At 66.2% G+C, this 20,151-nt stretch carries 22 protein-coding genes; 14 read left to right on the forward strand and 8 right to left on the reverse strand.

The features are described from left to right. The first annotated feature begins 44 nt into the window (after positions 1–44). From AC07WS_RS14160 to AC07WS_RS14175, 4 genes are all read left to right on the forward strand, one after another. Positions 45–338 carry a hypothetical protein gene (locus tag AC07WS_RS14160; RefSeq protein WP_494729702.1) on the forward strand — a complete coding sequence of 98 codons (294 nt, stop codon included), beginning with the start codon at positions 45–47 and terminating at the stop codon, positions 336–338. A 41-nt stretch (positions 339–379) separates the two neighbouring features. Then, positions 380–697 carry a hypothetical protein gene (locus AC07WS_RS14165; RefSeq protein WP_494729703.1) on the forward strand — a complete coding sequence of 106 codons (318 nt, stop codon included), beginning with the start codon at positions 380–382 and terminating at the stop codon, positions 695–697. 101 nt (positions 698–798) lie between these two features. Then, on the forward strand, positions 799–1,995 hold the full coding sequence (gene alaC / locus AC07WS_RS14170) for an alanine transaminase (protein ID WP_494729704.1): 1,197 nt from the start codon (positions 799–801) through the stop codon (positions 1,993–1,995). Positions 1,996–2,079: 84 nt separating this feature from the next. Continuing rightward, positions 2,080–2,616 (forward strand): hypothetical protein, encoded by a 537-nt coding sequence (locus AC07WS_RS14175; protein ID WP_494729705.1) that lies wholly within the window; start codon positions 2,080–2,082, stop codon positions 2,614–2,616. On the opposite strand, the gene AC07WS_RS14180 is transcribed toward AC07WS_RS14175, so the two are convergent. Continuing rightward, the gene (locus AC07WS_RS14180; protein WP_494729706.1) at positions 2,613–3,626 is read right to left on the reverse strand and encodes a zinc-binding alcohol dehydrogenase family protein; all 1,014 of its coding nucleotides are present in this window, start codon (positions 3,624–3,626) and stop codon (positions 2,613–2,615) included. The two genes, AC07WS_RS14175 and AC07WS_RS14180, sit on opposite strands and share 4 nt — an antisense overlap. 89 nt (positions 3,627–3,715) lie before the next feature. Here AC07WS_RS14180 and AC07WS_RS14185 point away from each other — a divergent pair, with 89 nt between their 5' ends. Both AC07WS_RS14185 and AC07WS_RS14190 read left to right on the forward strand, forming a co-directional pair. After that, entirely contained in the window at positions 3,716–4,624 is a 909-nt protein-coding gene (locus tag AC07WS_RS14185) for a LysR family transcriptional regulator (protein WP_494729707.1), read from the forward strand. 85 nt (positions 4,625–4,709) lie between these two features. Beyond that, the gene (locus tag AC07WS_RS14190; protein WP_494729708.1) at positions 4,710–5,783 is read left to right on the forward strand and encodes an AI-2E family transporter; all 1,074 of its coding nucleotides are present in this window, start codon (positions 4,710–4,712) and stop codon (positions 5,781–5,783) included. Between the two features lie 72 nt (positions 5,784–5,855). On the opposite strand, the gene AC07WS_RS14195 is transcribed toward AC07WS_RS14190, so the two are convergent. Then, positions 5,856–6,080, reverse strand: a complete 225-nt coding sequence (locus AC07WS_RS14195) for a hypothetical protein (protein ID WP_008446853.1) — start codon at positions 6,078–6,080, stop codon at positions 5,856–5,858. 139 nt (positions 6,081–6,219) lie between these two features. Between AC07WS_RS14195 and AC07WS_RS14200 the strand changes: the two genes are divergently transcribed. The 3 genes from AC07WS_RS14200 to AC07WS_RS14210 are packed head-to-tail and all read left to right on the forward strand — an operon-like array spanning position 6,220 to position 8,669. Beyond that, a complete protein-coding gene (locus tag AC07WS_RS14200) occupies positions 6,220–6,933 on the forward strand; it encodes a phosphatase PAP2 family protein (RefSeq protein WP_494729709.1) in 714 nt (237 codons plus the stop codon). After that, the gene (locus tag AC07WS_RS14205; RefSeq protein ID WP_494729710.1) at positions 6,867–7,841 is read left to right on the forward strand and encodes a diacylglycerol/lipid kinase family protein; all 975 of its coding nucleotides are present in this window, start codon (positions 6,867–6,869) and stop codon (positions 7,839–7,841) included. The genes AC07WS_RS14200 and AC07WS_RS14205 overlap by 67 nt, the downstream gene beginning before the upstream one ends. A gap of 9 nt (positions 7,842–7,850) precedes the next feature. Then, positions 7,851–8,669: a metallophosphoesterase family protein gene (locus AC07WS_RS14210; protein WP_494729711.1), complete on the forward strand. Its 819-nt coding sequence runs from the start codon at positions 7,851–7,853 to the stop codon at positions 8,667–8,669. A gap of 36 nt (positions 8,670–8,705) precedes the next feature. Here AC07WS_RS14210 and cls read toward each other — a convergent pair whose 3' ends face one another. Together cls and AC07WS_RS14220 are read right to left on the reverse strand one after the other, a co-directional pair. Further along, positions 8,706–10,097, reverse strand: coding sequence for a cardiolipin synthase (gene cls / locus AC07WS_RS14215; protein ID WP_494729712.1), 1,392 nt, complete (start codon positions 10,095–10,097; stop codon positions 8,706–8,708). After that, complete coding sequence (locus tag AC07WS_RS14220; RefSeq protein ID WP_494729713.1) at positions 10,094–12,184, reverse strand: site-specific recombinase; 2,091 nt, start codon at positions 12,182–12,184, stop codon at positions 10,094–10,096. Before AC07WS_RS14220 ends, cls begins: the two co-directional genes overlap by 4 nt. A 227-nt stretch (positions 12,185–12,411) precedes the next feature. On the opposite strand from AC07WS_RS14220, the gene AC07WS_RS14225 reads away from it, so the two are divergent. Together AC07WS_RS14225 and AC07WS_RS14230 are read left to right on the forward strand one after the other, a co-directional pair. Beyond that, the gene (locus tag AC07WS_RS14225) at positions 12,412–13,479 is read left to right on the forward strand and encodes a porin (RefSeq protein WP_494729714.1); all 1,068 of its coding nucleotides are present in this window, start codon (positions 12,412–12,414) and stop codon (positions 13,477–13,479) included. A 42-nt stretch (positions 13,480–13,521) separates the two neighbouring features. Then, complete coding sequence (locus AC07WS_RS14230; RefSeq protein WP_494729715.1) at positions 13,522–14,358, forward strand: branched-chain amino acid aminotransferase; 837 nt, start codon at positions 13,522–13,524, stop codon at positions 14,356–14,358. On the opposite strand, the gene AC07WS_RS14235 is transcribed toward AC07WS_RS14230, so the two are convergent. From AC07WS_RS14235 to AC07WS_RS14245, 3 genes are all read right to left on the reverse strand, one after another. Then, a complete protein-coding gene (locus AC07WS_RS14235) occupies positions 14,359–14,889 on the reverse strand; it encodes a DUF3617 domain-containing protein (protein WP_494729716.1) in 531 nt (176 codons plus the stop codon). 110 nt (positions 14,890–14,999) lie between these two features. After that, positions 15,000–15,146: a lmo0937 family membrane protein gene (locus AC07WS_RS14240; RefSeq protein WP_008446864.1), complete on the reverse strand. Its 147-nt coding sequence runs from the start codon at positions 15,144–15,146 to the stop codon at positions 15,000–15,002. Positions 15,147–15,235: 89 nt separating this feature from the next. After that, positions 15,236–15,877 carry a glycine zipper 2TM domain-containing protein gene (locus AC07WS_RS14245; RefSeq protein ID WP_494729717.1) on the reverse strand — a complete coding sequence of 214 codons (642 nt, stop codon included), beginning with the start codon at positions 15,875–15,877 and terminating at the stop codon, positions 15,236–15,238. Positions 15,878–16,000: 123 nt separating this feature from the next. On the opposite strand from AC07WS_RS14245, the gene AC07WS_RS14250 reads away from it, so the two are divergent. Next, positions 16,001–16,750 carry a Crp/Fnr family transcriptional regulator gene (locus AC07WS_RS14250; protein ID WP_494729718.1) on the forward strand — a complete coding sequence of 250 codons (750 nt, stop codon included), beginning with the start codon at positions 16,001–16,003 and terminating at the stop codon, positions 16,748–16,750. A gap of 13 nt (positions 16,751–16,763) precedes the next feature. Here AC07WS_RS14250 and AC07WS_RS14255 read toward each other — a convergent pair whose 3' ends face one another. Next, on the reverse strand, positions 16,764–17,816 hold the full coding sequence (locus AC07WS_RS14255) for a DMT family transporter (protein ID WP_494729719.1): 1,053 nt from the start codon (positions 17,814–17,816) through the stop codon (positions 16,764–16,766). A 171-nt stretch (positions 17,817–17,987) separates the two neighbouring features. On the opposite strand from AC07WS_RS14255, the gene AC07WS_RS14260 reads away from it, so the two are divergent. Both AC07WS_RS14260 and AC07WS_RS14265 read left to right on the forward strand, forming a co-directional pair. Next, the gene (locus tag AC07WS_RS14260) at positions 17,988–18,953 is read left to right on the forward strand and encodes a chromate resistance protein ChrB domain-containing protein (RefSeq protein ID WP_494729720.1); all 966 of its coding nucleotides are present in this window, start codon (positions 17,988–17,990) and stop codon (positions 18,951–18,953) included. A gap of 61 nt (positions 18,954–19,014) precedes the next feature. Next, on the forward strand, positions 19,015–20,142 hold the full coding sequence (locus tag AC07WS_RS14265) for a chromate transporter (RefSeq protein WP_494730010.1): 1,128 nt from the start codon (positions 19,015–19,017) through the stop codon (positions 20,140–20,142). Positions 20,143–20,151: the final 9 nt, after the last annotated feature.

The raw sequence follows: 20,151 nt of genomic DNA on the forward strand, positions 1-20,151 counted from the left end.
CGCTGGGCTTGCCTGCGGCTAGCATTGGCGCCTAAGATGGTTGAATGGACACTGATACCAAAGTCACGGTCCCGGACGAATTTGTCGTCGGCATGCGTGCGTGTTTCGACAGGATCGATACGCACCTGGACCACATTGAGGTCAATATGGTGACCAGGGCGGATCTGGCTAATTTCAGCGTCACAATGATCAAGTGGATTGCGGGGATGGTCATTGGCGCCGGGCTGGTTGCCATCACGGTCATGGCTTTCGTATTGGATGGCGCCATGCGTCCCAGCGTGGCGCCCGCGCCGGCCCCCATCGTCATTCAACTAAATAAGCCCGTGTTGCATTTGTGACTAGTTCGTGGCAGCATAGCCGCTTATTGGAGGAGACACGTATGCAAATCGCCCGAGCACAACAACCGATCGCCGCCGCCACCGTTTCGCTGATCGCGTTCGTGCTGTGCGTGGGCGCCTTCCTGCCGCCGCTGAACAAGTACACGCTGGGCTCGGTGCCGTTGATGATACTGGCCGGCGTCGGCATCGCGGTCAGCCTGATCGTGCACCTGGTGTTCATCGGCATGTCCGCGCAGCGGCTGGGACGTTCGCCGGTGCTGTGGGTGATCATCAGCGTCTGCCTGTTTCCGGTCGCCTCCATCGTCGGCCTGATCCTGTTCGAGTGGTTCAGCGACCAGGAAAAACAAGCCAGCGCATAAAAGGGTATTGCAAAAAGCCGAAACCTTCGGCTAGTATGGATGCCGATGCGACATTGCATCGACGTCGCTCGGACGGTTCCGGGCGCTTACGTGAGACATCCATGACTGACACCCAAGCTCCGCGCAGCTTTTCGCGCATCGATCGCCTGCCTCCCTACGTTTTCAATGTCACCGCCGAGCTCAAGCTGGCGGCGCGCCGTCGCGGCGAAGACATCATCGACATGTCGATGGGGAACCCGGATGGCGCCACGCCGGCCCACATCGTCGAAAAACTGGTCGACACCGTCCAGCGTCCCGACACGCACGGTTACTCCGCCTCTAAGGGCATACCGCGTCTGCGGCGCGCGATCACCAAGTGGTACAAGAACCGCTACGAGGTCGATTTCGACCCCGATTCGGAAGCCATCGTCACCATCGGCTCCAAGGAGGGCCTGGCGCACCTGATGCTCGCCACGCTGGACCAGGGCGACACGGTGCTGGTGCCCAATCCCAGCTACCCGATCCACATCTGGGGCGCGGTGATCGCCGGTGCCAACATCCGCTCGGTGCGCATGACGCCCGGCGTCGACTTCTTCGACGAGCTGGAGCGCGCGGTGCGCGAGAGCTATCCGAAGCCGAAGATGATGATCCTGGGCTTCCCGTCCAACCCGACCGCGCAGTGCGTGGAGCTGGAGTTCTTCGAGCGCGTGGTGGCGCTGGCCAGGCAGCACAACATCCTGGTGGTGCACGACCTGGCCTACGCCGACATCACCTTCGACGGCTGGAAAGCGCCGTCCATCATGCAAGTGCCCGGCGCGCGCGAGGTGGCGGTGGAGTTCTTCACCATGTCCAAGAGCTACAACATGGCGGGCTGGCGCATCGGCTTCATGGTCGGCAACAAGGAGCTGGTGGCGGCGCTGGCGCGCATCAAGAGCTACCACGACTACGGCAGCTTCACGCCGGTGCAGGTGGCGGCGATCGCCGCGCTGGAAGGCGACCAGAGCTGCGTGAGCGAGATCTGCGCGATGTACCAGAGCCGCCGCGACGTGCTGCACAAGGGCTTGTGCGAAGCCGGCTGGCCGGTGGACAAGCCGAAGGCGTCGATGTACATCTGGGCCCGCATTCCGGAGCAGTACCGCCACCTGGGCTCGCTGGAGTTCTCCAAGCTGCTGCTGGCCGAGGCCAAGGTGTGCGTGTCGCCCGGCATCGGTTTCGGCGACTACGGCGATGACTATGTGCGCTTCGCGCTGATCGAAAACGAGGCGCGGATACGACAGGGCCTCCGCGGCATCAAGGCCATGTTCCGCAAGGCCGAATAAATCTGCTCGGACCTTACGCCGCATCAAACGCCTGGTTTGATGCGGCGGCTACTGTGTTCCTGAATTCCTACAGGAGCCTCCATCATGCCTTCCCCTCCGGTCAGCGACAGCACGCGTCGTTTGCTCGACGCAGTCAGGAAACTTGAACTCACCCTGCAATCGGTCGGCTTGCCGCGCGTCCTGGCGCGGTTGCCGGTGTGCTGGCTGTGCTGGCACTATTGCCGCACGCTGGACCAGAAGATCGTGCGCATCAAACGCATCGCGGGCAAGTTCGAGCAGTGGCTGCCGGCCATCCGCGCCTATTCGGGCGACGGCATGGCGCAGATGGAGCTGATCGACGTCGACCTCAGCATGCGCAACGACATCGAGGTCACCAAGAACACCATGTGGGAGTTGCGCAGCTACTGCATCGACGTGGGCCGCATGTTCGAACAGCTGGGCTATCAGTCGCCGGGCTTGCGGCGGCGGCAGGCGCTGTTCCTGCAGATACTGGAGAGCTCGTGCGTGTCGGCCAGCACCATGCAGGCGGCGCTGGCCGAGCACGACAACGCGGCGCTGGCGCTGCTGCGCGCGCGCCAGGCGCTGGAGCGCGCCCGCACCGGCGAGGCGCCCGCCGTTTAAAATCCTTCCAGCACGAGCTTGCCCTTGGCGCGGTTGCTCTCGATGAGGGCGTGCGCGCGCTTCAGGTTGGCCGCGTTGATTTTGCCGTAGCGTTCGGCCAGCGTGGTCTTGAGGACGCCGGTGTCGACCAGCGTGGCCACGTCGTTCAGCAGCTGATGCTGCTTCTGCATGTCGGCCGTGGCGAACATCGACCGCGTGAACATGAACTCCCAGTGCAACGAAACGCTCTTGCGCTTCAACAGGCGCACGTCGAGGGCGGCCGGGTCGTCGATCAGCGCGACCTTGCCCTGCGGCGCGACCAGCTCGGCGATGGCGTTCCAGTGTTGGTCGGTCTGGTTCAGGCTGGCGACGTAGTGCACCGGCGGCAGGCCGAGGCGGGCGATCTCCTCGTTCAGCGGCCTGGTGTGGTCGATGACGTGGTGGGCGCCCAGTTCCCGCACCCAGGCCGCCGTGTCGGGGCGCGAGGCGGTGCCGATCACGGTCAGACCGGTCAGCTGGCGCGCCAGCTGCACCAGGATGGAACCGACCCCGCCGGCCGCGCCGATCACCAGCAGCGACTGGCCGGCCGCGCCCTTGTCGCGGCTCACTTCCAGGCGTTCGAACAGCAGTTCCCAGGCGGTGATGGCGGTCAGCGGCAGCGCGGCGGCCTGGCCGAAGTCCAGCTTGCGCGGCTTGTGGCCGGCGATGCGCTCGTCCACCAGATGCAGTTCGCTGTTGGTGCCGGGACGCGTCAGCGCGCCGGCGTACCAGACTTCGTCGCCCGGCTGGAACAGCGTGACGTCGGGACCGACGGCCTTGACCACGCCGGCCGCGTCCCAGCCGATGACCTTGGTATCGCCTTCGGCCGGCGCCATGTTGGCGCGGATCTTGACGTCCACCGGATTGACCGAGATGGCCTTCACTTCGACCAGCAGGTCGTGGCCGCTCGCTTGCGGCGCCGGCAGCTCGATGTCGATCAGGGCGTCGTCGTGGGTGATGGGGAGGGACTTGCGGTAGCCAACTGCTTTCATGAAATGCTCCGGTAGATTGAGGATGGAGGTATCATCATTTATTTCACAGCTCTGAAAAAGGGGCTGGATAGCGAAACACTTTCAAAGGAATGACGATAGTGCTGCGACTGGACGATTTGACGGTCTTTGTCCGTACCGCCGACCGGGGCAGCCTGTCGGCCGCCGCGCGCGAGCTGGAGATATCGCCGGCCCTGGCCAGCGCGGCCGTCAAGCGGCTGGAGGGGGAGCTGGGATTGCGGCTGTTCGCCCGCACCACGCGCTCGCTGCGGCTGACGGAGGAGGGCGAGCATTACCTGGGCAACGCGCGCGAGGCGCTGCGCCTGCTCAAGGAGGGCCACGACGCGCTGATCCAGGGCCAGCAAACGCTGGGCGGCACGCTGAAGATTTCAATGCCGTCCGACCTGGGCCGCAACATGATGGTGGGCTGGCTGGACCAGTTCCAGGCCCTGTATCCCAAGGTCAGCTTCCAGCTCAGCATCAGCGACCGCGTGTCGGACATGTACCGGCAGCCGGTCGACCTGGCCATCCGCTACGGCCGCCAGGACGATTCCAGCCTGGTCGCGTTGCCGCTGGCGCCGGACAACCGCCGCGTGCTGGTGGCCTCGCCGGACTACCTCCGCCAGCACGGCAAGCTCAAGGACCTGAACGAGCTGCTGCGCCACAACTGCCTGCGCTTCATGGTGGACGAGGTGGTGCACGACCGCTGGACCTTCTACCGCGACGCCGGCGCCGAGCCGCTGGCCCTGCACGTCAACGGCAACCGCAGCGCCGACGACGCCGACGTGGTGCGGCGCTGGGCGGTGGCGGGCCTGGGCATCGCCTACAAATCGCGGCTGGACCTGGCGGACGATATCCGCAGCGGGCGCCTGCATATCCTGATGCCGGACATACTGGGCGAGCCGGCGCCGCTCAACATGCTGTGCATGCACCGCGCGCAGATCACGCCGACGGTGCTGCAACTGCGGGACTTCCTGCGGACCTGCTGCGCAAAGGCTTAGAAAATAATTAAAAATTTGGACCGGCGTTTGCTGCCAGGCCAAATGCGCTTACCATAGCCCACAATATTTACCAGGAGATACTCCGATGACCGAAACCCAGCGCGACATCCTCAGTGCAGTCTTTTCCCTGACCCTGATCGCACTGGCGGCGTTCGTCATGCACCGCTTCTTCCTGCCGCTGGTGTGGGCCGGCATCCTGTGCGTGGCGACTTGGCCGCTCTACAAACGCATCCGCGCGCGCTTCGGCCGCCACGAGGTGCTGGCCGCCGCCGCGCTGACCCTGATCTGCGCCGCCGTCTTCATCGTGCCGGTGTCGCTGGGCGTGGCGCAGGCCGCCAAGCAGGCGCCGGAGCTGGCCAACTACCTGGTCGGCGCCAACACCGACGGCATCCCGGTGCCGGCCTTCATCCAGCACCTGCCGGTGGTGGGCGAGTGGCTCAGCGACTGGTGGCAGGCCACGCTGAGCCAGCCGCACGGGCTGTCGCATTTGCTGTCCGAGCGCGAGATCAACGGCCTGCATTCGGCCAGCGACATGATCAAGGTGGCCGGCGTGGGCTTCATGCACCGGCTGGTAGATTTCGGCCTGGCATTCTTGTGCCTGTTCTTCTTCTACAAGGACGGTGAGGCGCTGAACCGCCAGATCACCGCCATCGGCAGCCATTGCTTCAGCGAGCAGCGCTGGGCGCGCTACGCTGAAAAAATCCCGACCGCGATCCGCGCCACCGTCAACGGCCTGGTGCTGGTGGGCCTGGCGGAGGGCGTGTTGATCGGCATCGGCTACGCGATCGCGGGCCTGCCGTCCCCCGCTCTGTGGGCGGCGGTGACGGGCATCCTGGCGATCATTCCATTCGGTGCGCCGATCGCCTTTGTCAGCGCGGCGGCGGTGCTGGTGTTCAACGGCGCGGTGCCGGCCGCCATCGCGGTGGCGGTGTGGGGCACCATCGTGCTGTTCGTGGCGGACCACTTTGTACGGCCTGGCATGATCGGCAACGCCACGCGCTTGCCGTTCCTGGCCGTACTGTTCGGCATCCTGGGCGGGGTCGAGACCCTGGGCCTGGTCGGACTGTTTATCGGTCCTGTTGTGATGGTGCTGTTTGTGACGCTGTGGTACGAGGCGAATCTGTTTGATGACGGTACGCCAGTTGCCAAACCCAGGTGAGGAGCGCGAGCGAGGCAGCGGCGTCGGCCGGCCTGTCTTGCGACTGGATCGGGCAACTGGCACCGGCAACCATTAGTGAGCCTTCGACAGGATCAGCAGCCAGCGGCGGAACATCAGCACTTCCAGATGGCCAGCCTGCACGCCGGTGTCGCATTCCATGATCGGGTTCACCGCGTAGTAGCGCTTGCGGAAGTCACGGCACACCAGCAGTTCGCGTTTGCCCATGCGCACCAGGAACGAGGTCGGCATGTATTCGAGACCGAAGCGGGAGCCAAAGCTGCTATGCAGTGTAGTCATGACGTTTCCTTTTGGAGGAGTAGTGTTTAACGAGGAGTTCAGAATAGCATAACTACTGTATGAATAAACAGGTACTGTGCAAATAAACAGTAAATTCGTTTTTTCGTGATTTTTCCAACAACTTGAACGGCTGGGAGCCTTGGAGCACCAAATTTTCAGCAAATTCATCCGTTTCATTGAGGCAAGACTGTCGCCCGGAGGCGAATTCGGCCTGCACCTGACCGCCGGACTGGTCCTGCTGCTGGTGTCGGTGGCGATTTTCGGCGAGCTGGCCGAGGATGTGATGGGCAAGGAGGCGATCACCGTGCTGGACATGCAGGTGGCGCACTGGTTCCACGCACACGCCTTCGAGCCGCTGACCGGCTTCATGCTGGGCGTGTCGCTGGTCCATACCGGCGTGGGCATGGTGGCGCTGGTGGCGGCGCTGGGCTGGTATTTCTGGCGCGTGCGGGCGCGCTACTGGCTGCTGGCGCTGCTGGTGGCGGTGCCCACCGGCGCCATGCTCAACGTGGCGCTGAAGTACCACTTCCAGCGCGCGCGGCCGATGTTCGATGAACCGCTGGTGACCCTGATGACCTACAGCTTCCCCAGCGGCCACACCTCGGCGGCGACCTTGTACTACGGCCTGCTGGCGAGCTATCTGGTGATCGCCCGGCCGCACTGGCATGTGCGCTTGGTTGCGGCGGCGGCCTGTGCCATGATGGTATTGTTGGTGGCCCTGAGCCGCGTCTACCTGGGCGCCCACTATCTGAGCGACGTGCTGGCGGCCATGGCCGAGAGCGTGGCGTGGCTGGCGGTCTGCATCACGGCGATCTCGACGCTGCGCCGGCGGCGCGAAGCCAAAACCTTATAAACCGTTTCCGGGAGGATGGACTGGACAGCATCGTCGTCATCGTCAACGCCAGCGCGGGGCAGGGTTACTGCGGCGGCTGGGTCGCCGCGCTGACGGAGAAATTCCGCCGCCACGGCGTCGAGCCCGACATCACGCTGGCGCGCAGCGGCGCCGAGATGGTCGCGCGCGCCGAACGGGCCGTGGCCGAGGGCGCCCCGCTGGTGGTGGCGGGCGGCGGCGACGGCACCGTCAACGCGGTGGCCTCGGCGCTGGTGGGCAGCGCGACCCGGCTGGGCGTGCTGCCGCTGGGCACGCTGAACCACTTCGCCAAGGACTTGAAGATACCGCTGGAGCTGGACGCGGCGGTGGCCAATGTGGTGCGGGGCAGGGCGTGCGCGGTGGACGTGGGCGAGGTCAACGGCCGCATCTTCCTCAACAACTCCGGCCTGGGCATCTATCCCGACATCGTGCGCGACCGCGAGCAGCAGCAGCGCCATCTGGGCCGCAGCAAGTGGCCGGCGTTCGGGCGCGCGCTGTTCGCGGCCTTGCGGCGCTTTCCGTTCATGAACGTGCGGCTGAAGATCAACGGCGAAGAGCATCTGCGCCGCACGCCCTTCGTCTTCATCGGCAACAACGAATACCAGCAGGGCCTGACCTTGGGCGCGCGCGCGGGGCTCGATAGCGGTAAGCTTTGTTTGTACGTGGCGCAGAGGCCGTCGCGGCTGGGCCTGCTGCGCTACGGCCTGCGCGCCATGCTCGGCAAGCTGGGGCAGACGCGCGACTTCGATGTGCTGTCGGCCTCGGAGCTGACCATTGAAACGCGCCACCACCACATGCGCGTCGCCACCGACGGCGAAGTCACGCTGATGAAGCCGCCGCTGTGCTACCGCTCGCGGGCGGCGGCCTTGAACGTCATCGTACCGGCCTAGGAGGGCAGCATGCGCACCATCGTTCATTTATCCGACCTGCACTTCGGCCGCGTCGACCACAACCTGCTGCGGCCGCTGCAAGCGGTGGCCGCCAGCCTGGCGCCGGACGTGGTGGTGGTGTCCGGCGACCTGACGCAGCGCGCCAGGACCGAGGAGTTCCAGGCGGCGCGGGCCTTCCTGGACACCTTGCCGGGGCCGCAGATCGTGGTGCCGGGCAATCACGACATCCCGCTGTACAACGTCGCCAGCCGCTTTTTGGCGCCGCTGCGCAAGTACACGCGCTACGTCACGCTGGATTTGACGCCGGAATATGTGGACGACGAGATCGCCGTCCTGGGCATCAACACCGCGCGTTCGCTGACCTTCAAGGACGGGCGCATCAACCGCGAGCAGATCGCCCAGATCCACCGCCGCATGAGCGCGGTGGACCCGCACCTGACGCGCATCGTCGTCACCCATCATCCGTTCGACATGCCGGACACGCTGGACGAGAACGATCTGGTCAACCGCGCGCCGCTGGCGATGCGGGCGTTTGCCGAATGCGGGGTGGACTTGCTGCTGGCGGGGCATCTGCACGTCAGCCACGCGCACAACACGGCGCAGCGCTACGAGATCAGCGGCTACGCGGCCTTGATGGTGCAGGCCGGCACGGCCACGTCCACGCGCGGGCGGGGCGAGTCGAATTCCTTCAACGTCATTCGGGTCGAGCACGACCGGGTGGAGGTGCAGCGCTACAGCTGGGTGGACGGCACCGGCAGCTTCGAAGTGTCGCACACCGAGCGCTTCCAGCGCAGCGCCGGCGCCTGGTCGCTGACCGCCGAAGCATGAGCTCGTGTCCGAATGTCAGACTTGACCCCAGTTGATTTATAGCCAGTAGTTCATGAAGCGGGCGGCGAATTCGCGCAGGCGGTCGGCCCAGGGACGGTGGCGCCACGCTTCCAGCGTGATCTGCGCCGAGTCGCGCAGGTCTTCCTGGAAGGCCTGCTCCATCTCGCCGCCGAAGGCCGCGCCCATGATCATGACGTTGAGCTCGCTGTTGTGCAGGAAGCTGCGGGTGTCGATGTTGGTCGAGCCGACCGTCGACCAGTTGCCGTCGATGACGGCGGTCTTGGCGTGCAGCACCGCCAGCTTCAGTTGATGGATCCGCACGCCGCTCTCCAGCAGGTCGTCGTAGAAGGCGTGGCCGGCGTAGAACACCAGCCCGCTGTCGGATACGCCCGGCAGCACGATCCTGACGTCCACCCCGCGCCGCGCGGCGGCCGTCAGCGCCTCCACCGTCTGCCGATCCGGCACGAAGTAGGCCGAGGTGATGTGGATGCTGCGCTTGGCTTCCTGGATCGCCAGGTTGTAGGCCTTGTAGATTTCGAACTTGCCGCCGGGGTCGCTGCCCAGCACGCGCACCACCTTGTCGCCGGCGATGACCGGCTGCGGGAAGTAGTCGGCGTCCGGCAGATCGGCCCGGTCCTGCGACGCCCACTGGCGCACGAACAGCCACTGGAACGCCCGCACCGCCGGCCCTTCGAGCATGACGTGGGTGTCGCGCCAGCCCACCTGCGACTGGTCGGTCGGCTTGGCGGCGGAGCGGAACAGCGAGCTGCGGGCATAGGTCGCGCTGATGTTGATGCCGCCGGTGAAGGCGACCTTGCCGTCGACGATCAGCACCTTGCGGTGGTCGCGGTTGTTGAGCTTCCAGCTTTCGCCGCTCAGCTTGGCCGGGTTGACCGGGTTGTATTCGAGCAGGTGAATGCCGGCCTGGCGCATGCGCTCGAAAAATGCGGACGGCACGCCCAGCGTGCCGAGGCTGTCGTACTGGATGTTGACCGTCACTCCTTGGCGCTGCTTGTCGATCAGCGCGTCGGCGAACTTCAGGCCCAGTTCGTCCTGGTCGAAGATATAGGTTTCCAGATTGATGTGGTTGCGCGCGCCGGCGATGGCCTTGAGCATCTCGGCCATGGTCTGCGGGCCGTCGAACAGCAGCGTGCACTTGTTGCCGGCGATGAGGGGCACGCCGGTGGCCGCTTCCTCCAGCGCGGCCTGGGCCTGCATGTCCAGCGAGCCCTTGGGCCAGCGCTTGGCCAGCAGTGCCTTGCCGCGCTCGGCGCTCATGCCGCCGTGCACGCCCTGCACGCTGGGCACGGCGGCCGGCTCCAGCTTGTCGCTCAGCGCCGTCACGTTGGGCAGCGATGCGCATGCGCCCAGCAGGCCCCAGCACATCAGGCAGAGGGCCAGCCAGCACCGCATGCGCGCGAGGTTCATTTGTGGGCCTTCTCCGTAGCGACCGCTGTGTCGGACAACTCTGCCTCCCCGGCCTCGGCGCCGAAGAAGAACGATACCGGCCCCTGGCGGAACCGGCGGTCCAGCGCCTTGACCAGCTGCCAGCCCTGCTTGAAGCGCACCTGGCGCGACCGCAGCGCCACCCACAGCGCCAGCCCGAAGCTGACCACCAGGTTGACCGTGCCGATGGCCAGGAAACCGGCCACCGAGGTCAGCACCAGTTCCCAGCTGACATGGTAATCCAGTCCGACCATGGCCGTCGCGAAGTTGGCCGATGAGAACGTCACATGGCGGATGTCCAGCGGCAGGCCCAGCAGGAAGCCCAGCAGCGGCATCACGCCCAGCAGGATGCCGAAGAAGAAATTGCCCATCAGGCCGCCGAGGTTGTTCTCCAGGTAGACGCCCAGGCGCGCCAGGCGCTCCGGCCCCAGCAGCCAGCGCAGCCCGCGCAGCTGCGCGATGCGCTGCGACCAGCGGGTGTACAGCGCCTTGTTGTCGTAGTAGCCGGAGATCAGGCCGGCCACGAACAGGCACACGCCGGCGATGGCCGCGTACACCAGCGTCGGCCCGTGGATCGGGTCGATGTCCTGCAGCAGGCGCATGGCTTTTTCCGGCGACACCAGGTGGTGGCCGGTCAGCCACGGCCAGGCCAGCGCGATCAGCCCGGCGGTGGGGATGGCGGTGGCCAGGTTGCCCAGCACCGCCATGTTCTGCGTGCGGATCACCTTGACGCACAGCTCGGCCATGCTGTCGATGTCGATGTTGCGCCCGTCCTTGCTGTGCAGGCCGGCCGCGATGCGCGAGGCCGTCATCGCCGGCTGCTTGGTGGCCACCGTGAAGTGCAGCAAGTGGATGAACATGAAGCCCAGCGAGTAGTTCATGCTGAACAGGAAGGCTTCGACCAGCGGCGCGGCGCGCAGGTAGGACATCAATATCTTGAACAGCGCCATGAAGCCGATCACCAGGCCGGCCCCGGCCGAGGACACGAACATGGCCGTCAGCTCCCTGCGCTGGCTGGCCACGTAGTGCTCGCCGGTGTGGCTGGCGTTCTCGGTGACGTTGCGCGCCAGCAGGTCGATATTGTCGCGCATCAGGTCGCGTAACATGTACTTGTGGTTGTGCGCCTTGATCAGCTCCAGGCCCAGGCCGACGGCGGCGCTGCGGCGCGGGCTGGGCGGGCCTTCCTGCTGGTGCGGCGCGTGGGTCGCGGCCAGCAGCTTGAGCTCGGGCGCGGCGGCGGCCGGCAGCTCGCCGCTGACGTCGACCAGGAACAGCAGCTTGCGCAGGCGGTCTATGCTTTGCGTCAGCGTCACCAGCAGGTAGGTCAGGGCGATGCTGGTGCCCTGGCTCAGCGCCTTCTTGCGGATCTTGGCCACCACGCCGTCGCACTGGTCCAGCATCACCAGCAGGTGGCGCGCGTCCTCCAGCGCCACCTCGTCGCCGGCCAGCCGGCGCTGGTAGTGGTCCAGATAGGCGTTGACCTCGAAGTTCTGCACCATGAACGGCGACTCGTAGGTCTCCATCTCGGTGTGGAAATTGGTCAGCTTGGGCTCCAGGCCGATGGCGCACACGCGGTAGGACAGCGTGCGTATCGCTTCGAGCAGGCCGGGCAGCATCAGCTGCGGGCGTGGTTCCTGCGCGTCGTGCTGGCTGATCACGTCGATCAGGGCCAGCCAGTCGGCGGCCGGCACGGCGGCGATCCACAGGTGGTCGCTGCGCCGGTAGATCACCTGGTCGAGCGCGTCGCTCAGGTATTCGTCGCCCAGCGCGGGCGGCAGGATGCGGTAGGCGATGCGGCGTTTGAATTCGGTGAAGAAGCCGTCGTTGGACAGCACGCCGATCTCGGTGTACAGGCTGGCGTGGCGGCGGCCCGACAGCAGCCGGCGCGCGTAGCGGCCCAGCGCCTGTGCGTGGGCGGGGTTGCCCTTCAACAGCTGGCACAGGGTGCGGACGTTGGCGGTGGCGCGCGCGCCGTCGGTGGCGCGCTGCGGGCGCAGGGTGTCGAACAGCTCGACCATCAGGCCGATGTCGTTGCTGTCTGCGTCTATGCGTTCAAGGATCTCTAGCATGCATGGGGCGGACGAACCGCGTAGGGACAAAGACGCAGTATAGTCGTATAAGTCTGCCAAGTATGTACGTTGGCGAACATTGGCTGTCCATGGGGAAACTCAACTGGTGGAGCGGCAATGTTCTGCGGCCGGGGAAAGAATCTGCGGCCTGCGTGGTCCTGCGCACAGAGGTGTCGCGTCCGGTGTCCTACCATGAAGCCAAGGGCTTACCTTATTCCGGGCGCATCATGAAACGGATCTGCTTCGCATTGGCATGCTTGGCGCCGCTGGCCGCGGCGGCGCAGGCGCAGGTGTATGGCCTGCTGGATGCCGGCGTGGTGGCCGAGCGCGGCTGCATCGGCCCCTGCGCGCGCACGCGGCTCGACAGCGGCGTGGCCGCCGGTTCGCGCCTGGGCCTGCGCGGACGCGAGGAGCTGGGCGGCGGCACGGCGGCGGTCTACACGCTGGAGGCGGGCATCCTCAACGACAGCGGCGGCTCCGACCAGAACGGCAGGCTGTTCGGCCGCCAGGCCTATGTCGGGCTGGACGGGCCGCTGGGCGCGGTCACGCTGGGCCGGCAGTACAACCTGGTGTACGAGACGCTGACCGACGTGGCCGATCCCTTCCACGGCGGCATGGCCGGCAGCGCGGCCAACCTGGTCGGCTACACCACGCGCCGCTACGACAACACGATCAAGTACCAGTCGCCGCGCAGCAGGGGCGGCTGGACCGGCGCGGCCATCTACAGCTTCGGCGAGTCGCCCTACAACAGCAAGGCCAACCGCGCCTACGGCGCCACCATCGGCTATGCCGGCGGCGCCGTCAAGCTGCGCATCACCCACCAGCGCAAGGACAACCCGCTCGACGCCAGCGGCGCCGCCTCGGCGGTCGACCAGTCGGCCAGCAACACGCTGGTGGCGGCCAATGTGGACTTCGGCCGCTTCGTCGGCTACGCCGCGTACGGCCACAGCCGGGGCGACGGCAGTTCGCCGTGGGACATGTCCAATCCCTACGGCGCGGTGGCGCAGAGCACGCCGTCCAACAACAGCCGCGACGTGCTGGTGGGCGTGGCGGTGCCGATGGGCGCCGCCACCTTGCTGGCGTCCTACATCCACAAGGACGACCGCAGCGGCGCCAACCGCGACGCCAACCAGTTCGCCGTCGGCGTCAGCTATGCGCTGTCGCGCCGCACCGAGTTTTACGCGGCCTTCGCCCGCATCCAGAACCGCAACGGCGCCGGCTACACGGTCGGCAACGCCACCGGTGCCGGCCATGGCGACCGGGCCATCAACATCGGCCTGCGCCACGCTTTCTGATCCGTGCTAAATTGCTCGTTTTAGCACTCATCGGGAACAAGCATGTATCTGACTTACTTCAACGGCGGCTGGTCCGAAGGCAACACCCCCCTGTTTGGCGCGATGGACCACAGCGTCTGGCTGGGATCGTCCGTGTTCGACGGCGCGCGCTCGATCCGCGGCCACATGCCGGACCTGCGCCTGCACCTGCAGCGGGTGATCACCTCGTCCGAGCGGCTCGGCCTGGTGTGCCCGCTGTCGGTCGACGAAATGGAACAGCTGGTGCGCGAAGGCGTGGCCAAGTTCCCGCCGGACGCCGAGCTGTACGTGCGTCCGCTGGTGTTCGGCACCGACGGCCTGCTGGTGCCGGTGCCGGAAAAAAGCGCCTTCGCGCTGACCCTGTTCGACGCGCCGATGCCGCCATTCACCGGCTTCTCGGCCTGCCTGACGGCGCTGCGCCGTCCCGACCCGTCGATGGCGCCGACCGACGCCAAGGCGTCCGCGCTGTACGCCAACACCAGCAAGGCGATCCGCGAGGCGCAGCAGCGCGGCTACGACAACGCGGTGGTGTGCGACAACGCCGGCAACGTGGCCGAGTTCGCGTCGGCCAACCTGTTCCTGGTCACGCCCGAGGGCAAGGTGGTGACGCCGGTGGCCAACGGCACCTTCCTGTCCGGCATCACCCGCGCGCGCGTGATCGCCTTGCTGGCCAAGGAGGGCATCGCGGTCGAGGAGCGCCCGGTGCGCCCGGAAGAGCTGGAGACGGCGGTCGAGATCTTCAACACCGGCAACTACGGCAAGGTCACGCCATGCATCCGCTACGAGGCGCGCAGCCTGCCGGTCGGCCCCATCGCCACGCTGGCCTACCAGCGCTACATGGCCTTCGCCGACACCGAGTGATCAGTTGGGCCTGGCCGGGCAGCTGGCGCTGAGCCAGCGTCCGGTCGATTCCACTTGCACGTTCTGCGGCTTGCCGCCGGCCTCGCTGGTGACGTTCATGTGCATCACGTAGGCGCTGTCGCCGTTGTAGCGCAGCGTGCCCTGGCCGCTGGAGGCCGGATCGCTGCAGGTGAACGAGATGTTCAGGCCGCCCGCCACCGGCTCGCTCCTGGACGAGCACTTGCCCTTCTGGTTCATCGGCAGCTCCTTCTTCGCCGCCATCTCGGGCGTGACGCAGGCGGTGACCACCATGCCGCCGTCGTTGCCGGCCTTGGGCATGGAGACGCCGTTCTGCTTCATCATTTCCTCCATCTGCGCGCGCTGCTCGGGCGGCATGTTGGCCAGCTGCTTGAGCGCCATGCTCATCGCCTGGTCGGCCTGGGGATTGCCGGTCTTGACCTGGTTGTGCAGCTCCCACAGGCCGGGCTTGATGGTCTGGGCCGGCGCCTGCGCGGCGGCCAGCACGGCCAGGGAAAGTATCAGTCGCTTCATGTCAGCTCCCGCAAAAAGGTAGGCACAGCATACGCCAAAACGCCGCCGCCCAAATAAAAACGGCGCGCCACCGTTCAGTGGAGCGCCGCATGCGGGGCGTGCGGGAGGGGCTAGACGCCTCGTCCGCTAATCAGGCGCAGCAGCACCATGATGATGGCCACCACCAGCAGGATGTGGATGAAGCCGCCGATGGTGTAGGAAGTGACCAGGCCCAGCAGCCACAGAATAAGCAGAACAACAGCGATGGTGTAGAGCATGTGATTCTCCTCGGGTTGTTAAAAGGTCGTTGCGATAACGTGAAGCCATTGTCTGCCAGGCGCTTCCTGCTTTCTGTACGCTGACGTACTTACAGGGAGTGCAACTGGCCGTTGACGATCTTCACCTGGTCGCCCGAGCGCCATTGCGGCTGTGCCGACTGGTGCAGCACGCGCTTCTTGCCGTTGTCCATGCGCACCACGATCTCCCAGCTGTGCGTGGTCTTCATATTGCCTTCGACCTGGTTGCCGGCCACGGCGCCGCCGACCGCGCCGGCCACGGTGGCCAGCTGGCGGCCATGGCCGCTGCCGATCTGGTTGCCCAGCAGGCCGCCCAGGATGGCGCCGCCGGCCGCGCCCACGCCGCTACCCTGGCCGCGGTGTTCGATCGAGCGCACCGATTCCACCACGCCGCAGCTGCTGCAGACGGCCGGCCCCTGTTGCGCGACGGGTTCTTGCTGCTGCTGCTGCTGCTGCTGCTGCTGCGTCGGATACTGCGCCTGGGCCGGCGCGGCGTTGCTGGCGTAGCCGGCCTGCTGCGGGGCCGCTGCCTGCTCCTGCGGCGGCACCGACGACAGCTGGCCCGGCATCGGCGCGGCGCCAGGCACGGTGGCGCTGGAGCTCGGCAGCCAGCCCATGATGGCGGCGCTGCCGACGCCGCAGAACAGCACCACCGCGACGGCGGCGATGACCATGAGAGGGTGGAGCTTGGGTTTGCTGGTTGGGGTGTCCATGATGTGTGTCCTGTTATTGATGTGTAGAGTTATGCATTGCACGCCGGATTTTCCCTGAAGACTTGTCCGGCTTCCGTGCGTCACCGTACATACAGCGCAAATCGCAGCCATTACGCTGGTTCCATGCATACCCATCCTTCCACGCTTTCCGACGACGACAGGGCGCAGGCCCGGCCCGCGCTGAACCGTTTGTTGTCCAGCCTGGCCGACGACGACCAAGGCAATCTGCTGGCGTTGTGCGACACGGTGCGGGTGGACGTGGGCCAGGTGTTGTACGAACCGGGCCAGGCCATCCGCCACATCTACTTTCCGATGGACAGCCTGATCTCGCTGCTGGCGGTGGCCGAGGGCCGCATGACGCTGGAGGTGGGCTCGGTGGGGCGGGAGGGCATGATAGGCGCGTCGGTGGCGCTGGGCCACGAGCTGGCCCTGGTGCGCGCGGTGGTGCAGCGCGCCGGGCGCGCCAGCCGCATCGACGTGGCCGGTTTCCGCGCCGAGTTCAAGCGCAGCGAAGCGCTGCAGCGCCTGCTGTACCGCTACACCGACACCTTGCTGGCGCAGGCGATCCAGATCGCCGTGTGCAGCCGTTTCCACGTGCTGGAAGCGCGGCTGGCGCGCACGTTGCTGATCACGCGCGACCGTCTGCAATCGGAGAAATTCCATCTGACCCACGAGTTCCTGGCGCATGCGCTGGGCGTGCGCCGGGTCGGCGTGACCAAGGCGGCCAGCGCGCTGCAACAGCAGAAATTGATCAGCTACAGCCGCGGCAATATCGAGATCCTCGATTCCGCCGGACTGGAGGCGGCGTCCTGCCGCTGCTACGAGCTGGTCAAGGACGATGGCGCCATCGGCATGGCGAACGTCTTTGTGTGATCAGCGGCGCGCCTTAGTGCGTGTGGCGATGGTGGATATCGGGATAGTGTCGATGCGCATGGCGCAGCGGCTGGTGTTGGTGGGCGTGGACGTGCGGCTCGGTGCCATCCCATTCGAAGTCATGCGCGTGCTGGTGGTGGGCGTCATGCCGGTGGCTGTGGCGATGGGCCAGCGCCTCGTGCGCGTGCTCGTGTTCATGGGTTTCGGTCAGATGCAGCCAGATGCCCGCGCCCATCAGCGCCGTGGCGATCCAGAACAAGGGGCCGGGCTGGTCGCCGGGCATCGCCAAAGCAATCGCGGCGCCGACAAAGGGCGCGGCCGAGAAATAGGCGCCCGTCCGCGCCGTGCCGAGATGGCGCAGCGCCAGGACAAACATCACCAGGCTCAGGCCATACCCGCCGAGGCCGGCCGCGCCCGCCATCAGCGCGGTCGACAGCGGCGGAAGGTGGTAGCCGAGCGCCAGCGCGAGGGCCACGTTGACGGCGCCGGCCACCAGGCCTTTGAGGCAGGCGATCTGCACCGCATCGCTGGCGGACACCTTGCGCGTCAAGTTGTTGTCGATGCCCCAGCACAGGCAGGCGCCGACGATCGCCAGCGCGCCCCAGGGCACGCCTAGCGCCGGGATCTGTTCCCATGACAGCAGCACCCCCGCCAGCACGATCAGCAGCATGCCGATGAAGATGCGGCGGTCAAAGTTTTCCTTGAACACGAACCAGGCCAGCAGGGAAGTCAGCACGCCTTCCATGTTGAGCAACAGCGACGCCGAGGATGCCGGCGTCATGCTCAAGCCCAACATCAGCAAAACCGGGCCGGCGACGCCGCCGGCGGCGATCGCCCCGCCCAGCCATGGCAAGTCGGTTCTGGTCAGGCCGGCGGCTTGTTCCTGCCGGCTACGTTGAAGCATGGTACGCAGCAGGTAAAAGACCGATAAACCCAAGCCGCTGCCGAGGTACAGGACGCCCGCCAGCATGACCGGTTCAACCTGATCGACCATAGCCTTGGCAAAAGGCGTGCTGGCGCCGAACAGGACCGCGGCCAGCAGCGCGTAGACCACGCCCTTATGCATGGCGCCACGCGGCGGAAACCGGGTTGGAGGGGAGGTTCATCATTGCCTTGGATGGGTTGGGGGAGTTGGCCATATTTTATCGTGGCTGGCCTGATTTCGCGGCCATTGAATAATTTAAGTAATCATCATAACAAATCTTGTATTGATCTCTACTTATGCTAAGCTTCCGCAATGAATGCCATTAACACAACTTGGTTGTTGCTGATCGTCAGCCTGCCCTCGGACAGCGCCACAGCGCGCATGCGGATCTGGCGTGCGCTGAAAAGCCTGGGCTGCGGCGCCTTACGCGACGGCGCGTATCTGTTGCCTGACCGCGAGGCGGAGCAGCATCAATTGTCCGAACTGGCGGCCGAGACCCTCCGCGAGGGCGGCAGCGCCTGGCTATTGACCGTGCAGGCCCAGTCCGCCAGCGAGGAGGAAGCGTTTCGCGCCCTCTTTGACCGTAGCGCCGCCTGGGGGGAGTTCGTGCTATCCCTGGCTGCCGCGCACCGCATGCTGGCCGACCAGACTTCCCAGGAAATCAACCGCTCGCTGCGCAAAATGCGTCGAGAATATGAAGCCGCTTGCGCGGTCGATTATTTCCCCGCCGCTGCCAGCGCCGCTGCCGAAGCGGCCTGGATGGATTTCCTCGGCACCGCCGAATTGCTGCTGTCGCCCGGCGAGCCGCACGCCGTCTCGGCCGAGATCGAAGCACGCGACCCCGCCCGCTATCAGGGGCGGACCTGGGCCACGCGTCAACGGCTGTGGGTGGACCGCGTCGCCAGCGCGTGGCTGATACGCCGCTTCATCGACCCGCAGGCGCACTTCCTGTGGCTGGACGCGCCGGCCGATTGCCCGCCGCAGGCGCTGGGCTTTGACTTCGACCACGCCACCTTCACCCACGTCGGCGACCGCGTCACGTTCGAGGTGTTGCTGGCCAGTTTCGCGCTGGAGCGGAACCGCGGCCTGAAGCGCTTGGGCGCGATGGTGCATGCGCTCGATGTCGGCGGCGGCTTCGTGCCGGAAGCGGCCGGCTTCGAGGCCATGCTGGCAGGCGCCCGCCAGCACGCGGCGGACGACGATGCGCTGCTGGCGGCCATGAGCGCGGTGCTCGACGCCCTATACGCCCACTTCGCCAACGCCCCGGCGACCCCTTAAGGAGAACATCGTGTCCAGCGAGGAATCGAACCCAAGCCAGCCCGGCTACACGCTGTGGCAAATGGTCTGCTACATGCTGCGGCTGGGCAGTCTCGGCTTTGGCGGCCCGGTCGCCCTGGTCGGCTATATGCACCGCGACCTTGTCGAAGCGCGCGGCTGGATCAGCGACAGCGATTACAAGGAGGGCCTGGCGCTGGCGCAGATGGCGCCCGGGCCATTGGCCGCGCAGCTGGGCATCTACATGGGGTATGTCCACTATCGCATCCTGGGCGCCACGCTGGCGGGCGTGGCGTTCGTGCTGCCCTCGTTCTTGATGGTGGTGGGGCTGGGGTGGGCCTATGTGCGTTTCGGCGGCCTGTCATGGATGCAGGCGGTGTTCTACGGCGTCGGCGCGGCGGTGATCGCCATCATCGCCATCAGTGCCAGAAAGCTGACCGTCAAGAGCGTGGGCAAGGACAGGCTGTTGTGGTGCATCTATCTGCTGCTGGCCGGCGTGACGGTGGCGACCGAGTCGGAAATGGCGTGGCTGTTCATCGCCTCCGGCGTGCTGGTCTGGCTGCTGCGCGCGCCGCCCCGGTGGCTGAAGGGGGGCATGCCGGCCGCCGTCCTGGCGCAAGCGCCGGCGATGCCGGCCGTGGCGGCCGGCATCGACCTGTCCTTGCTGGCGCAGCTGGGCCTGTTCTTCGCCAAGGCCGGAGCGTTCGTCTTCGGTTCCGGGCTGGCCATTGTGCCGTTCCTGTATGGCGGCGTCGTCACCGAACACCACTGGCTCAACGACAAGCAGTTCGTCGACGCGGTCGCGGTGGCGATGATCACGCCGGGTCCGGTGGTGATCACGGTGGGCTTCATCGGCTACCTGATCGCCGGCCTGCCCGGCGCCTGCGTGGCGGCGCTGGCGACGTTCGTACCGTGCTACCTGTTCACGGTGCTGCCGGCGCCCTATTTCAAAAAATACGGCAAGCTGCCCGGGGTGATGGCTTTTGTCGACGGCATCACGGCGGCAGCGGTGGGCGCCATCACCGGTTCGGTGATTGTGATTGCCCGCCGTTCCATCGTGGATGTCCCGACCTTGTCGATCGCCGTGGCGGCTGCCGTGCTGTTATGGAAGTTCAAGAAATTGCAGGAACCGGTGGTGGTCGCCGCGGCGGCGCTGGCGGGCCTGGTGTTGTATCCGCTGCTGCATCATTGATGTTGTACT

This window comes from Duganella sp. GW821-FHT01E12 (assembly GCF_059422325.1).